Here is a 14,417-nt window from a genome sequence, read left to right as displayed (position 1 = left end):
TACAGACAGGCTACTAGAACGGCGCTAAGCGTTTAAATACACCAGGATAATCATACAGCGACGTCACTTCATCGCCCGGTAAAACCTCAGGATCTATAAATCTCAAAGTCTCTTCCGACGGCTTGCAATACAAAATATCCAGTGACAAACGGTTACCGCCGTATAAGCCACGATGAATCATATTTGCAGAAAACACCAATAGATCCCCGGCACTTAACGTAATGGTTTTTGCACCATTCAAATCCTCGGAATGACGACGACCGTTCTGTTCCAACCTAACATCCAACTCATCTTGAGTATCCCAGCGCCTATGCGTACCCGGTACTACCTCTATCCCGCGTTCATCCCGAAGCGGGATTCGACAGTGAATAACCTGCGTTTCACTTAGCGTGCGTTTTTGCTCGTCTACAGATAAATGGTACTGCGCGTCACGATGCCAGTAATTTTTTTGTTGTAAATTGGCCGGATCAAAGAACAGCTGAGTATTCATAAACAGCACATCATCACCGACAATTGATCGCGCAATCGAGAAGAGTTTTGAGGATGCAATGAGCTTAAATAAAAGCTGCCTCTGGCTATCGTCGAGATAATCTGGTTTTGTCAAACCCGCTGAATTAACCGCACGCTCAGCATATCGCTGCGCATTGTGCGTCAACCAATGCCTGTGATAACACTCTGCCACGTCAAGAAGGGATGCCAACTCGCTGGCGGCAAAACAATTTCGAACTACGCAATAGCCGTCTCGCGGGTAGTCACTGTTCATTCTGGTCTCGTCAGAATAAAGGTCGCCGTGCCCATAAAACACACCGCAGCAATGATCGGCACCCAAATATTGGATACACTGAAAAACATAATGCACCAGCTGACTACAAGCATCACGATAGCTAACACTTTGCTCGTTCGTGAAATGGCGCCACGCTCCTCCCAATCAATTAACAATTTACCAAAATGGGGGTGGGCATAGAGCCAAGCATGTAACTTGTCTGAGCCTCTCGCCGCAAACCATGCTGTTAGCAATAAAAAAGGAACTGTAGGTAACCCAGGGAGGAACACACCAACAATAGCTAGCGCAAGAAAAAAATAAGCGAGGATAAGTGATAGAATTTTTTTCATAGAGTGGAATTAAACTATCCTCTTTACTACACCAACACCTATATCAGCATAGCCTAAAATCACGACACTGATTCACCACCAACAAAGACGAGGTAACCGGCCCTGAATACGCTTTCATTTCAATCTTCGCTAATGAGCATCATCCGTTCTGATCAAGTTTAGCGTCGCGGACACACCACTTAAAGTCACTTGACCACACCAAACGTTGTTTAACCCGGCCACAGGCACAAAATACTCTTCATCCAGCTGTGAGAGTAATTCAGCCTTATCCGCACGACTGATGATATGCTCGACACCTTGGGTGTCCCAGGCTTTAATACATTCAAACGGAGCATGTTGCCTATCATCACTGTGAGCTTGGCAGATATACGTACCGCCATCAAAGTCCATAACCAAGGTGTACAGCGCCATCTAACTAAATCCCAACATTGTGTAAAGCTGTTACATTGTGTAACCCTGCGACATTGTGCCACCCCGCATCAACATCTAACAGCTCGCGAAAGAATGAACTCAGTATGCACAATGATTGATAACACCCGCTGATTCACGTCGAACAACGACCTCAAAACAGAATCAGCCGGGAGCACGCCCATGAAAGGCAATGTATAGCGCCCTAAGATTGACAGGCAAAATATGCCAAAACGGTTCTGAATCATTTGGCCCAACCTGCCAAAAGAGATTCTCAACAAACGCCACATCGATAGTATTTTTGAGTTCGTCTGATCCACATTCAAATGCTTGACTGATTGCATTCAGCAACGGCCCGTAGTCTTGAATAGGTCGTCGTTTACTCATCTCGTCATTCAGCGCGTTAGCAAGCGACTCAAACCAGGAATGGGAAGAAAATTCAGTATCAACTAAATCATTCCAATAGGCATCATAAAGCGCATCAGCTCTACTGGATATATCTGGATAGTTATCTCTAACACGCTGACAGAAAGCATCTAACTCCATTATCCACCGACCACATGAAGCTCGGCAGCACGTTGATGCAACCAATAAACGGCCACCGTAATAATCAGCGCACTCAGAATAAACACAAAACCACTTTGAAAAATAATACCTAAGACGACCCCTAAAATTGGCACTAAGTTAACCAGTACATTAGCTATCGCTTTTTGTCGTGTCGATATAGTACAAACAGCATGACAAGTGTTGCATATATACTTTACTGAGAACACATTCCTTAATCGTAACGCTTTATTACCGCAACTTGGGCACTTTCTCATAGTTGCACCTCATTTTTTGATACAGGTCGTTACAGGATAGGCCTAACACCGGATCGCAATAGGTCGTGGCAATTTTATTTGCCAATTAAGTTCGCCAACTCATACCAATAGCCAAGATCCCAAGATCGGTTTGCGGCCCCACTGGTTGAAGGGGCCACGTACATTTTACTGTTTCCAATCATTTTATCCTGAAGACCAAAATCAACGTTTTTCGAACGCAAATAAACTTGAGCGGCCTTCTTTCCGTTAAAACAAACCACCTCCGGTTGAATGTCGATCATCTTCAACTCAAACTCAACAATTCCTGCCTGAGCAAAATCTATAGCACTATCCATTCCTGACTGATCTTTTACTACATCTGTTAATCCAATACCAAATTCAATTAAACGGTGATACTCAGAAGGTCTCAATACACAATCGGTCAAGCCAACGTCAAAAAGTGTCTTCCATATTTTGTTGCCTCTTCCCGCATAATATTGACCAAGCTGAGCTGAAGCTGCCCCGGCCGCCGTACCGCAAATCACCAACTTTAGATTATTTGACAACAGGTCATTTAACATAAATTTTTATGGCCCCAAAAAGCGCGCGGTTCAAATTTGACACTACGACTTTTTCTCATTCACTTGTGACCAGTGGTGCGGCATTAGCTCGCGAAGAGGCTTAAAGATTAATTGATTTTCAGGATTACTTATCGCGACTTCAACCTCACCGCCCCAATACGCTAAACGCTCCTGACATATTCCACAAGCGGTTAGGACAATGAAATCTGACTCGGGAGACTCTCTGTAAATGCAAAGTGAATGCGTCACGTTCTCATTCAATTTACACGCCTCCAAGAAGGCGCCGACCTCCATACATAATGACAGCGCGTCATGCTCTGTGTCAGGAGAGACACTAGTTAATATACTCCCTCGGCTCGTCGCTACGGCTGCCGCCCCTCCCGAACCAGAGGGATACCTTTCATTGACGAGTCTCGCCGCCGCATCAAAAAGTTTTTCGTGTATCTCGCTCTGTAGATTCATTTGCTTTAACGCTTATGACTGCTGAGGCGCATTTTTTTGCGCCGTCAGCCTACCCATACTTGTTACGTGACGTTAATTTGTTCGAAAAATATGTTGGTCAATTGATGCCACAATGGATCTAATCTATTCCAATCTAGTGCACCATTAGGCTTCTTTATATGCAATTTTCCAAGAAGAACCTTGTCGTATAGAGCCGCCTCTATATTTCGATAATATTCATTCATATCTTCTTCTCTTTTGGGTACAGGGTACCTACCATCCCACACAATAGAGCCCGAGAGAACTTCAAGAACCTTTACCGTTTTATCATCGAAACTTAGCTCTGTTTTATTTAGCAGTTTCGATAAATCATGAGTGTGCGGTACGGGAAGTTTCTTGGCTACAATTATTGCTTTTAAAATTAGCTCAAAAGACATGCCATAAAGCATTTGATACACAGGCCAGCAAGCTACGGACATTGAAAAGCCAGAGCCCAAATCAAGCTGTTTTGAAAAAACATGCTCATTCTGCATTGCTATCCACACTGCGCCAGCTGATGCGTGTAAATCAGAGGATTTGTTGTACCACCACAGAGGTGCTTCCTGCCTCCTTTCGTATACACCTTTAATCATTCAGAGTCACTTTAGTCCGATACTCGAGAATCACGCAACGCTTGGTTCAGGCGAGCCGTAGACGTCACTTGGAGCCGCTTGTTATAGCACACTTTGCACCGCACTATACGATGCAATTCTTTTATCAATCGATTCCTGCGCTTCTTTTGGAAAGCACCCTGTTTCAGCCATTTTTATTAAATCACTGAGTTCTGGATCTGGGTATCCATTCTCAGCGCAATGCATCAGTAGCCAAGCTGATAATGATGATACGAGCTTACTGTTTTCATCAGTAGTATAGCGTTCTTCAATATCATGACTTGCTATCATGAATTGTGCTGATATGCGGCGCATCATATCAAGGATGTATTGCTCTGATGTCAGAGCTATCGTTGCTAGCACATTTTCGACGATCAAATATACATAGAATAGTAAATATGGCATGCGGCTATAAAAGTATTTCCACTGAGAAGGCAACCCTTTAACACCAGAAAATATGAAATTTATATTTGAATCTTCTGTCTTTATCGAATGATGCTCAGTAAATAGATGCATGGCCTTATTACATACCCCATCAAAACTATCATTTGAGCTTTTGTCATACCGCAATTGGGCAATGTAGTCTGAGTCGAGAACTCCATTAAACGTAAAAGATTCTAGAACTTGAAAAATTCTTTTTTTGTGCCCATCGATACCTCCCGTGATTTTAGGCTGAAGACGGGATTGGTTGCTCTCAAGGTTCCTTACAAAAGCATCTCTATCAAGATACATCTCTTCAAGCACAAACAAACTTTCTTGAATAGGCTTTCTAATTAGCATGTACGCAACTGACATTTTTCCCTTTGATGCGGATGATAGCGCCTCATAAATACAATGCATCATGTCAGATAAAATAGCAGGAAGAACTGTAGAAATTATAATCCGATTTTTATCTTCTACCTTATCATTTCTCTTTAGCCAGTCTAGTATATGTTCTTCATCAGGAATTGAATCTATCTCTTCCTCACTGAGCTTTACATGCGTTGTAAAAGCACCTGCTTTTTCTCCCGACTCAATTATTTGAGTCATTATGTCATGAAGTATGAAGCATAGATCATGTGCACTTTGATATTTCTCTGGGAGAGTAATCATTGCTCAGAACTCCCTGGAGTGGTATGACGCCTCAACAACGGGCCGGAGCACGCAGTGCGGAGGTCCGGCGCCGAAGGCGCGAAGTTGATTGATTTGTTAGGCATGCAATTATAGAGCTGATCATTTTTGGCCATCCACTTCGACCATTTCAAAAATCTTTCCGTCTATTTGCTGCTTAAATCGTCCTCTTCTAATTAGCTCTTTGTTAGCTTTGCTCACTTGGGAAAAAGTACACCCAAGCTTCATGGCCACTTCTTTATGCGCACCGGTTGGCCAAGGTTGATCAGGCATTAGTTCAGCGACTTTCTCCAAGAAATCTTCGGTTAACGGCTTGCTCGGGAATGGAGTTGAATCAACCTTAATGCCACCATTTTGCAAGCGTACGATTTTTATTCGGCTATTGCAGTTATCACAATCTACTGATTTAGAGGAGCTCGGATAGTTATCCACCAATATCTCGGACTCTTCCAAGCAATCAGGGCATTGATACTTTTCTTTTATTTCTTGTCTATTTTCAATAGAAAAATCATCGTCTTCTTTTGAATATTTAGAGATTAATTTGCTTCCACAAGAAGTGCATTTTATTAATTTATGGCTGTTGGGCCTGGCACGTTGTAGATAACTCAATTCGTTGTCGCACTTTGGACATTTTTTTGATACATCGCGACGTACTTTTTTTGTGGGCTTGTGAACTTTTACTGAAGGAACAGATAGTTCCTTCATAAGAACCCGGACATCTCTGCTTATATCGTCGACCTGTCTTTCTAAAGCCATATTCCCCATACCGGACACATAGTGCAACTTTGAAATAGACTCTAGCTTGTCGGCAATGTTCATTAACTCCTGCTCGCGTTCTTGCCTTTCTTCCCGCTGCTCTTCAAGTTGCTCTCCAATGACACCCTGCCAATCGCTAAGTGCGGTATCATTTATAGACTTGAGCATTCCAATCATATGAATCGCACTTTGCAACCTTTCTTCCCGGGCACGTAGCGTTTCTTCAACTGTTTCATAGTCCGAGTTCTCTAACTCATCAGAAATGTAGATCGAAAGCTTATCTAGCTGATCGGAAAGATTAGTGACTTTTTCAGCCGCTTTTAACGCGTAAGTCTGCAAATTTTCGTGATGAGCATTTTTGACTTCTTCAATTGCTTTCGCGTGGCCTGACTCAGAATAAATATGAGAAACTATCCACGCCACTACCACAGATAGTATTGTAAGTATCGTACTCAACAAACCGGTTTCTCTCGTCGTTAAATCACCGGTAGCAAGATATAAGAGCGTGCCCAACACCCCAAGAATAAACAGGCTTATAATTATTGATATAAATCTTTGTGATGGCGCCCAATTCATAAGATTTCCTTATATATTTTTCCCGCGATCAACCATGCAGATTCTGCCTAACGCCTTGCACACGGGCCGTAGTGGAGCGCCAGCGGAACGGAGGTCCGAGCCGCCGCGCAGTGGCGGCGCTTTTTGTGGTGCAAATTGTTAGTTTTCTTTGCGCGCATATATTGGACGCCCCTTTAAAGAACCAACCCCTTGCGATAGCTCAGCAGAGGAAACAGTAACCACACAACTTATATCAAATGGCCCAGGCTGAAGGGCTTCAAACTCAGCAAGTAAATCTTCGGCCTCTTCTCGATCTTCCATGCTATCTTCAGCAATGAGATAGTGCACTATGACCTTTTTATTAATACATTCAAATGACACTCCGCGAATATTCGGCGAGACCGTGCCAAGTAAAGCTTGCATTAAGTCTAGTGCTACTCTGTTCTCGAAATCTAAATCCATATCTCTACTGGTAAAACTAACAGTTTATTAAAGAACGCGCCTAAATATGGATACCGTTTCCATATATGGACACAAATGTCTAAATATGGACTCAAAGTATCCATATTTAGGTGCACTTGTCTATATATAGGCGCGTTCTTTAATTCGGCCTTCGGGATGAGCGATAGAGGTGACTAATAGACTGAGAACATCTTATAGGGCTGTTTGATAAGGTTAATACGACTGTTTGATAAGGCTGGCTCTGCCGCTATACTGCGCTCTTTGTTTTTATTTGGGCTTTCTCATGCCTTCATTACATGCTAACGACGCCTCTCTGTCGCTTTTTCAAGAAATTTTGCTCACCACCGACGGTACCGTGACCGATCTTATTGCTCTTTATACTGGGAGCCCCATTCATATCACTAAAATTCAGCAATCAGTCGTTAACCATGCGGTACCGACATCATTACAGGTCGACCCGCAAAGCGATGTCTTGCATCGTGAAATCTTGTTGAGTGGCGATGATAAACACTACCTTTATGCGGAGTCTCATTTTGTTATTTCGCGGATGTCGGAACAAATGCAAAGTGATTTACTCCATACTGACACACCGATTGGTTTGTTGTGGAAACAGGCACGCTTAGAAACTTACCGTGAGATTATCGATTCGTTTACCGAGCCAATGGGCAAGCTCGCACCCTATTTCTCCGGCGATCCGTCAGACAGGCTACGCTGCCGAAGCTACTTGATTCATCACAACACCTTGCCGCTGGGCTTGATTACTGAGAAGTTCCCCGCAAGTTTTTTTACCTAAACACATGTAAACATTCGAATAGCGTAGCACTTTTACCAATTTCACGTACCATGCTACTCACATCGTTCACACCGACATAGGGGTTAAAGGAGTTAAGATGAAAGCGTTAAAAATATTCCTGGGCATTGTTGTAGTGCTCGCGATTGTCATTGGTGGCGTATCGTATTATGCCGTCAAGAATATCGATGACATTATTAAAACGGCTGTTGAGGAGCAGGGTTCGAAAGCGATTGGCACACAAGTCACGCTAGGCAGTGCTCACGTCGATTGGAAAAATGCCCGTGTCGAGCTTAAGGACCTAAAGATTGCTAACCCCGACGGCTTTTCGACAGATTACGTGATTGCACTCACCGAGGCTGTAGTTGATCTCAATTTAGACTCATTAGAAAAGAGAGTCATTATTTTGGATGAAATATTGGTCGATGGGCCAAGCATTATTGCTGAAGAACGCGATTTAAAAATCAACTTAAAACAGCTGGCTGATAACCTACCCAAAGGAGAAAGCGCTAAAGCCAGTGAATCAGCTGATTCAACAAGCAGTGCGCCTGAGATTCTACTAGAAGTGAAGAAATTCACCTTCAGCGACGCCAACTTACAGCTTGTTAGTCAAGAGTACGGCGACCGAACACTCACCGTGCCAACAATCTCTCAAACGAATCTCGGCAGCCCTAACGGGGTGACACCGGATGTACTTGCTCAGCAACTCATAGATCGTGTTTTGGATTCGGCCAACGATGCCGTGACGAAAGCCACCAAGAATGCCGCCAAAGAGAAGGTCCGCGAAAAAGCGAAAGAAGAGCTTAATGAGCGGTTATCTGATGAAGATAAAGAAAAGCTTGATGACTTAAGGTCACTATTAAAACGCTAGGATAGCGGCCTTAGTCAACTCAACACTATTTAGCACAATCTTCATTATCCATTATTTATTTGGAAAACTAACAGGAGATAAATCATGCGTCACATTCTGGCCATCGCATTATCGACGTTGATTTTTACTGGGTGTAGCAAAGCCCCAGAACCCGAAGTGGACGTTGCCCCACAACCGACTGCCGCACAAGCGCAAGATATTCGCGGTGAGGAAGTCACTTATACCGTGGGTGACACGACGCTAACCGGTTATATTGCCTATGACGCCAACCAACAAGGGCAGCGTCCTGGGGTGTTAATTGTTCACGAATGGTGGGGGCATAACGATTACGTCCGCACGCGTGCGCACATGCTCGCTAAATTAGGATACACCGCATTTGCATTGGATATGTACGGTGATGGCAAGCTGGCAACCCATCCGGAAGATGCTCAAAAATTCATGATGGAAGTCATGAATAATATTCCCACCGCCGAAGCTCGCTTTGCTGCCGCACACAAATTGTTAGACGAGCACAACACCACTAACCCGGCTCAAACAGCGGCGATGGGTTATTGTTTTGGCGGTGCGATGGTGCTTCATCAAGCACGTATTGGAAGCGACCTGGCGGGTGTTGCCAGCTTTCACGGCAACCTATCAACAACATCTCCTGCCAAAGCGCACGGCGTGAATGCGAAGGTACTGGTATTGCACGGCGCCGATGATCCCTTTGTACCACAGGAACAAGTGGATGCATTTAAAAAAGAAATGGCTGCCGCTGTAGCGGACTATAAATTTATTGCTTACCCCGGTGCGGTTCACGCATTTACCAACCCCGGCGCAACAGAAATTGGTGAAGAGTTTGGGTTACCGCTAGCCTACAATCCCAATGCCGATGAACAAAGTTGGAACGAATTAAAAGATTTTCTAAATCAGCTCTTCTAATAGATTATTGATGATTAAAGCCGCCACTGTGTCACTCGCTTTGGCGGCTTTTTTGTTCCTGCACTTTTTCATCTCTGGCCTCAAAAACTAACAGCACATTACCCACTTCACCGCGCCTTACATTAAAACCACTGACAAAGGCAAACACACCGTTGGCAGCTATCGGCCCACCGCCATCTAACGCGCCACCTTGTACGGTCACTCCATTCACCGTGTTATACACTTCACGGGCCGTATTATATTGCCACAGCACTTCACCGGTTTGACTGTCAAAAGCGCTCAACACACCATCGCCACTTCCGGCAAATACAATACCGCCAATAACCGTCACGGCTTGCGAAAAGGCATTGGTGCATCGAAACCCGGTTTGGTTTTTGCAATCTGGTTTGGGTGCAGCCACATGCCAAACAATTTGCTGCGTTGCGATATCCACTGCGGTCAAACCTGGCTTGGCTTCCTGACGATCACCACCGACATCGGCAACAGCGACATAGGCTCGCTTACCATCATTGGCAAAGCCCCACTGAATTCCTCCGAGAGGCCCACCGCGTCCTAACTGTAATTGATTAATGAGTTTGCCTGAATCGGGGTCAATAAAATAAAAAATCCCGGATTTTTGCCCGGCGATAATCACATCCTTACCGTTTGCGAGCTGGACTAGTTGTGGCGTGCTACCAAAGTCATAATCGGGGCCTAAATCTTCAGGGCAGTTCCCATGACTCGTCCGGCCGCAGCCAATCACAAAGTTGTCATTAGCAGTTACTTGATTTTTCCAACGAATGTTTCCGGTTTTAAGTTCGATAGCAACGATGGCATCAGAGCCATCTTCTGCCACATCCGTGTAGGAGTCACCAGTCGCGACGTAAAGTAAACCGCGTTTTATGTCGATACTTGGCGCGGACCATATGGCTGCCCCGGCCGGGCCAAACATTTGTTGACCGTGCTCATTAATTTTAGTGGGAGCGGGTGCCTCATCGATGACATAGGTTTTCCACAGGATTGCTCCATTGGTCACATCTAGCGCGGTAACGCTGCCGCGGAAATTACAGCAGCCATAGTCTGGGCTGCTGGCTGCGACTTCTTCGTTGGACGACATAGGCACATAGAAAACGCCGTCGTGATAAATGCCCGCACCGGTTACACGGCCCACGGGGTTGTTATCGATCCTGGTTTGCCAAAGCACCTGGCCGGTATCGACATCGACGGCAAACACATCATTTGCGTTGGTACCAAACAATGCGGCGTATCGCGTATTATTTTTGCCGATGGGCACCACACTCACCGCATTACGAACACCGGAATTCACCTCCACTTCCCATACAACACACCCCGTTTGTAGGTCTAACGCGTAGGCTTTACCAGGAAATACGCCGGTGAAGAGTCGGTTTCCAACAATACTGGGTGGGGCGTGACGTCTACCACCGGGATACGCAAACGCCCAGCGCAGTTGAAGCTTGTGGAAGCTATCCAGGGGAAGCGTTGTGGCAGATTGAAAGCGACTTTGCGTTAAGTCGCGCCCCCAGCCATTCCACTCGGTTGGGCCAAAAGGGTCATCCACAACAGGTGAAAACTGCGACGGGTTTTGGCAGTAATTTGCTTGCCATGTTTGGCTGGCATTTTGCTCGCCCCCACCGCTGAGGAACAATGCAATTTGGCTTTTTTCTTCTTCACTTAAACGCACGCCCTGGGCGCGCATTACACCCGACGTCAGCGCATCCCGTATGTCCTGGGGCGATAACGCCGCCAGTGCAGATTTGGGAGGCGTTTGGTTCTGCGGGGAATTGTGGCAAATACCGCAACGTGCCTCGTAAAGCGCTTCACCCGCTTCTTCCGCTTGTGCAAAATGTAAAAACAGCGCGAAAGATACAGCACCAATGAACTTAATACGCATTGTGATGGTTTTCATAGGCAACTTTTATTATTTGTATGTACCACTGATGAAGTTTTTGCGCCCTCATTCTTACACTAGTCGCTACACAAGGCTAGAAACCTACTAGGGCTACAACAAAACTTAATAGTTTGCACGTTAAGCTACTGAACCCTCAATGCTAGTATGTGGCGATAAATTTAGGCATTTAGCCGAAAAATAAGTATCACGTACAAAACCGCACGCTCACAACCGGTAGCCTCCGAGGCACTTATCATGCTCATGACTGACCTTTTGCGCTCACTCAAATCGCCCTCCTTAATCGCGTCAACGGGCGCCTCTTCAATGCAACGATGGGCTCGTCATACTGGGTTTTTCCGTCATGTGTTGATAACCGCAGTCGTACTTTGTGGTTGCCCCTTCGCGTTAGCTGGGTCGCTACCGACATCGACACCAGAGCGGGTCAACTTGTCTTCGGAGCGGTTGAGTGCCATTGGTGATTCACTCGAGGGCATTATTGATGAAGGTCAACTTCAGGGCAGCGTGACGCTGGTTGCGCGACACGGCAAGCTTGCCTATCAGCATGTATACGGAACGCTTGATATTGAAACAGACACACCACTGCAACCAGACAGCCTTTTTCGCATTTACTCCATGACAAAACCCATTGTCACCGTGGCCGCCATGCAGCTGTATGAGCAAGGTAAATTCCAACTTACGGATCCTGTCAGCCAATATCTTCCAGCGTTCAAAAACACGCGTGTATTGCGTGACGGAAAATTAGTTGAGCCCAGCACACCGATAACAATTCAACACCTTATGACCCATACGTCAGGTATGGTTTATGACTTTTTGGGCCGCTCTGAAGTTGTTGCGATGTATCAAAAAGAAAATTTGCGCAACGCAAAAGACAACGCGGAATTCGTGGAACGAATTGCCAAGCTGCCTCTGCAACAGGAGCCCGGCAGCCAATGGGTATACTCTTTCTCCGTGGATGTATTAGGTCGATTAGTCGAAGTGATCGCTGGTGATAGCCTCGGCAATGTACTGCACGACACCATCTTTGAACCGCTCGGCATGGAGAACACCTTTTTCGAAGTGCCTACGGAGAAGCTTTATCGGTTTGGCACTAATCACCAATTTGCTGCTGATGGTACGCTCAACATTATCGACCGCCCCAGCGATAGTGCCTTTGTTAATAAAACCACATTCGAATCCGGCGGCGGTGGTTTAGTGTCGACAGCGCAAGATTATCTGACGTTTTGCCAAATGATGCTTAACGGCGGATCTATTAATGGCGTGCAGATTCTGAGCCCAAAGACAGTTTCGTACATGACTCGTGATCATCTTCCTGGCATATTGGGCAACACATCGGGCGTGCCCAACCGACCAGGTTTTGGCTTTGGGCTCGGTTTTGCAGTCACCACCGACCCGGTCGCGGCGGGCACCATCAGTTCTGCTGGAGAATACTATTGGTCCGGTGTAGCGGGTACGCTGTTTTGGATTGACCCAGCTGAAGATTTAATTGTCATTAGTATGATTCAACAGAGAAGCTCACGAGTACCTTTGCGAAATCTGCTGAAGCAAATCACCTATGGTGCAATGCTCGACGCCCAATAGTATTTACCCCTATTAAAACAACGTAGTTAAAAAAATAATTATAGCGGGTGCAACATACCCAACACTCAACAAGCAATAAGAGGTTTTTATGCGTACATTAGCTAGCATAGCCGCCATCACCGTATTGGCGGGATGTGCTCAACTCCCAACAGCCACATCCTCCCGCAGCCATAACCCGGCTGGACTGGAGTTTTCATCGCCTGAAAGTGTGGGAATGTCCAGTGAGCGTTTAACTAACGTCAACAATGTATTGCAAGGCTATATTGATGACGGCGAAATTGTCGGCGCGGTAAGCATGATTTCGCGGCACGGTAAAGTCGTCCATCATGAAAAATTCGGCGTCCACAACAAAGACTCCGGACAAGAAACCGAACTCGATAGCATTTACCGCATTTATTCGATGACTAAACCAGTCACCACTGTCGGTGCAATGATGTTGTACGAAGAAGGTAAGTTCCAATTAACTGATCCAGTTGAAAAATACCTACCTGAATTTAAAAACGTTTTAGTCTTAACGGAAGATGGCAAACTAGAAAAACAAAAACGCCCCTTCACTATTCAAATGTTAATGAGCCACACAGGCGGGCTCACCTACGGCGTATTTGGCAACACGCCTGTTGACCAACAATATCGCAAAGCGGGCATTCTGCAAGACAAAGACTTAGCCGAAATGGTTAGCGACCTTGGCAACATTCCATTGCAGTATCAACCCGGTACTCGCTGGCACTACAGTGTCTCGGTCGATGTATTAGGGCGCTTAATTGAAGTGTTGGCAGATCAACCGTTAGATGAATACTTACATGATCGCTTGTTCGCACCACTGGGCATGACTGACACTTTTTTCCAGGTACCCGAAGATAAAATTTCTCGCTTCGGCACCAACCATAGCTATAGCCGAAAAACGCAAACGCTCGAAGTCAGTGATCGCCCAGAAACAAGTCAGTACACCAAAGACGTGACCTTCTTTTCAGGCGGTGGCGGCTTGCTATCCACAGCGGAAGATTACATGAAATTCTGCCAAATGATGCTGAACGGTGGCGAATTTAACGGCGCACGTATTCTTAGCCCTAAAACCATTAACTATATGACCACCAACCACCTGCGCGGTATCTTTGCTAACCGTGGTGGCGAAGGCGCAAATAGTGGCATCCTTGGCGCTCAAGGTTTTGGTTTGGGATTTGGCGTGACGGTTGACACCGTAAAAAGCGGCGTCATTAGCTCTACCGGAGAATACTATTGGGGTGGCGCTGCCGGGACAGTGTTTTGGATCGATCCTGTGGAAGATTTAACCGCGGTTGTGATGATCCAACACATGAATGTCCGCGTCCCATTACGTGCCAGCATGAAGTCGGCAATTTACGGTGCCCTTACTGAATCGGCCGAATAACTTCTTTTTATATCACATGATAAAAAGGGCGCTTGGCGTCCTTTTTTATTTGGAAACGCACAACCACATTATTCAAATTTTTTTC

The 14,417-nt window shown here is 45.6% G+C and carries 17 protein-coding genes; 5 read left to right on the top strand and 12 right to left on the bottom strand.

The genetic code is table 11. From position 1 onward, the window contains the following. Window positions 1-13 precede the first annotated feature (13 nt). The 11 genes from ACZ5NB_RS01380 to ACZ5NB_RS01330 form a co-directional block, all read right to left on the bottom strand. Window positions 14-763 carry a phytanoyl-CoA dioxygenase family protein gene (locus tag ACZ5NB_RS01380; RefSeq protein WP_460231079.1) on the bottom strand — a complete coding sequence of 250 codons (750 nt, stop codon included), beginning with the start codon at window positions 761-763 and terminating at the stop codon, window positions 14-16. Beyond that, window positions 760-1,113 carry a YbaN family protein gene (locus ACZ5NB_RS01375; protein ID WP_460231078.1) on the bottom strand — a complete coding sequence of 118 codons (354 nt, stop codon included), beginning with the start codon at window positions 1,111-1,113 and terminating at the stop codon, window positions 760-762. Before ACZ5NB_RS01375 ends, ACZ5NB_RS01380 begins: the two co-directional genes overlap by 4 nt. Window positions 1,114-1,242: 129 nt before the next feature. After that, window positions 1,243-1,524: a hypothetical protein gene (locus ACZ5NB_RS01370; RefSeq protein WP_460231077.1), complete on the bottom strand. Its 282-nt coding sequence runs from the start codon at window positions 1,522-1,524 to the stop codon at window positions 1,243-1,245. Window positions 1,525-1,686: 162 nt separating this feature from the next. Then, window positions 1,687-2,067, bottom strand: coding sequence for a DUF7674 family protein (locus ACZ5NB_RS01365; protein WP_460231075.1), 381 nt, complete (start codon window positions 2,065-2,067; stop codon window positions 1,687-1,689). Then, window positions 2,067-2,201 (bottom strand): hypothetical protein, encoded by a 135-nt coding sequence (locus tag ACZ5NB_RS01360; protein WP_460231073.1) that lies wholly within the window; start codon window positions 2,199-2,201, stop codon window positions 2,067-2,069. Before ACZ5NB_RS01360 ends, ACZ5NB_RS01365 begins: the two co-directional genes overlap by 1 nt. A gap of 215 nt (window positions 2,202-2,416) precedes the next feature. Continuing rightward, window positions 2,417-2,902, bottom strand: a complete 486-nt coding sequence (locus tag ACZ5NB_RS01355) for a mismatch-specific DNA-glycosylase (RefSeq protein ID WP_460231071.1) — start codon at window positions 2,900-2,902, stop codon at window positions 2,417-2,419. A 42-nt stretch (window positions 2,903-2,944) separates the two neighbouring features. Further along, window positions 2,945-3,364: a cytidine deaminase gene (locus ACZ5NB_RS01350; RefSeq protein WP_460231069.1), complete on the bottom strand. Its 420-nt coding sequence runs from the start codon at window positions 3,362-3,364 to the stop codon at window positions 2,945-2,947. A 62-nt stretch (window positions 3,365-3,426) separates the two neighbouring features. Further along, a complete protein-coding gene (locus ACZ5NB_RS01345) occupies window positions 3,427-3,975 on the bottom strand; it encodes a HEPN domain-containing protein (protein WP_460231067.1) in 549 nt (182 codons plus the stop codon). Window positions 3,976-4,056: 81 nt separating this feature from the next. After that, the gene (locus tag ACZ5NB_RS01340) at window positions 4,057-5,085 is read right to left on the bottom strand and encodes a hypothetical protein (RefSeq protein WP_460231066.1); all 1,029 of its coding nucleotides are present in this window, start codon (window positions 5,083-5,085) and stop codon (window positions 4,057-4,059) included. Window positions 5,086-5,205: 120 nt separating this feature from the next. Next, window positions 5,206-6,435 (bottom strand): hypothetical protein, encoded by a 1,230-nt coding sequence (locus ACZ5NB_RS01335; RefSeq protein ID WP_460231065.1) that lies wholly within the window; start codon window positions 6,433-6,435, stop codon window positions 5,206-5,208. Window positions 6,436-6,573: 138 nt separating this feature from the next. After that, entirely contained in the window at window positions 6,574-6,876 is a 303-nt protein-coding gene (locus ACZ5NB_RS01330) for a hypothetical protein (RefSeq protein WP_460231064.1), read from the bottom strand. Between the two features lie 283 nt (window positions 6,877-7,159). Here ACZ5NB_RS01330 and ACZ5NB_RS01325 point away from each other — a divergent pair, with 283 nt between their 5' ends. From ACZ5NB_RS01325 to ACZ5NB_RS01315, 3 genes are all read left to right on the top strand, one after another. Further along, window positions 7,160-7,669, top strand: a complete 510-nt coding sequence (locus ACZ5NB_RS01325; RefSeq protein ID WP_460231062.1) for a chorismate--pyruvate lyase family protein — start codon at window positions 7,160-7,162, stop codon at window positions 7,667-7,669. A gap of 97 nt (window positions 7,670-7,766) precedes the next feature. After that, window positions 7,767-8,537: a DUF748 domain-containing protein gene (locus tag ACZ5NB_RS01320; protein WP_460231060.1), complete on the top strand. Its 771-nt coding sequence runs from the start codon at window positions 7,767-7,769 to the stop codon at window positions 8,535-8,537. 84 nt (window positions 8,538-8,621) lie between these two features. Next, window positions 8,622-9,458, top strand: a complete 837-nt coding sequence (locus ACZ5NB_RS01315) for a dienelactone hydrolase family protein (RefSeq protein ID WP_460231059.1) — start codon at window positions 8,622-8,624, stop codon at window positions 9,456-9,458. Window positions 9,459-9,489: 31 nt separating this feature from the next. On the opposite strand, the gene ACZ5NB_RS01310 is transcribed toward ACZ5NB_RS01315, so the two are convergent. After that, entirely contained in the window at window positions 9,490-11,364 is a 1,875-nt protein-coding gene (locus ACZ5NB_RS01310; RefSeq protein WP_460231057.1) for an outer membrane protein assembly factor BamB family protein, read from the bottom strand. Between the two features lie 306 nt (window positions 11,365-11,670). Here ACZ5NB_RS01310 and ACZ5NB_RS01305 point away from each other — a divergent pair, with 306 nt between their 5' ends. Both ACZ5NB_RS01305 and ACZ5NB_RS01300 read left to right on the top strand, forming a co-directional pair. Beyond that, on the top strand, window positions 11,671-12,945 hold the full coding sequence (locus ACZ5NB_RS01305; protein WP_460231056.1) for a serine hydrolase domain-containing protein: 1,275 nt from the start codon (window positions 11,671-11,673) through the stop codon (window positions 12,943-12,945). An 88-nt stretch (window positions 12,946-13,033) separates the two neighbouring features. Then, the gene (locus ACZ5NB_RS01300) at window positions 13,034-14,332 is read left to right on the top strand and encodes a serine hydrolase domain-containing protein (RefSeq protein WP_460231055.1); all 1,299 of its coding nucleotides are present in this window, start codon (window positions 13,034-13,036) and stop codon (window positions 14,330-14,332) included. The last annotated feature ends 85 nt before the right edge of the window (window positions 14,333-14,417 follow it).

The sequence above is a fragment of the Aurantivibrio plasticivorans genome, from assembly GCF_055392955.1.
This window is presented reverse-complemented; position numbering and strand designations above follow the sequence as displayed.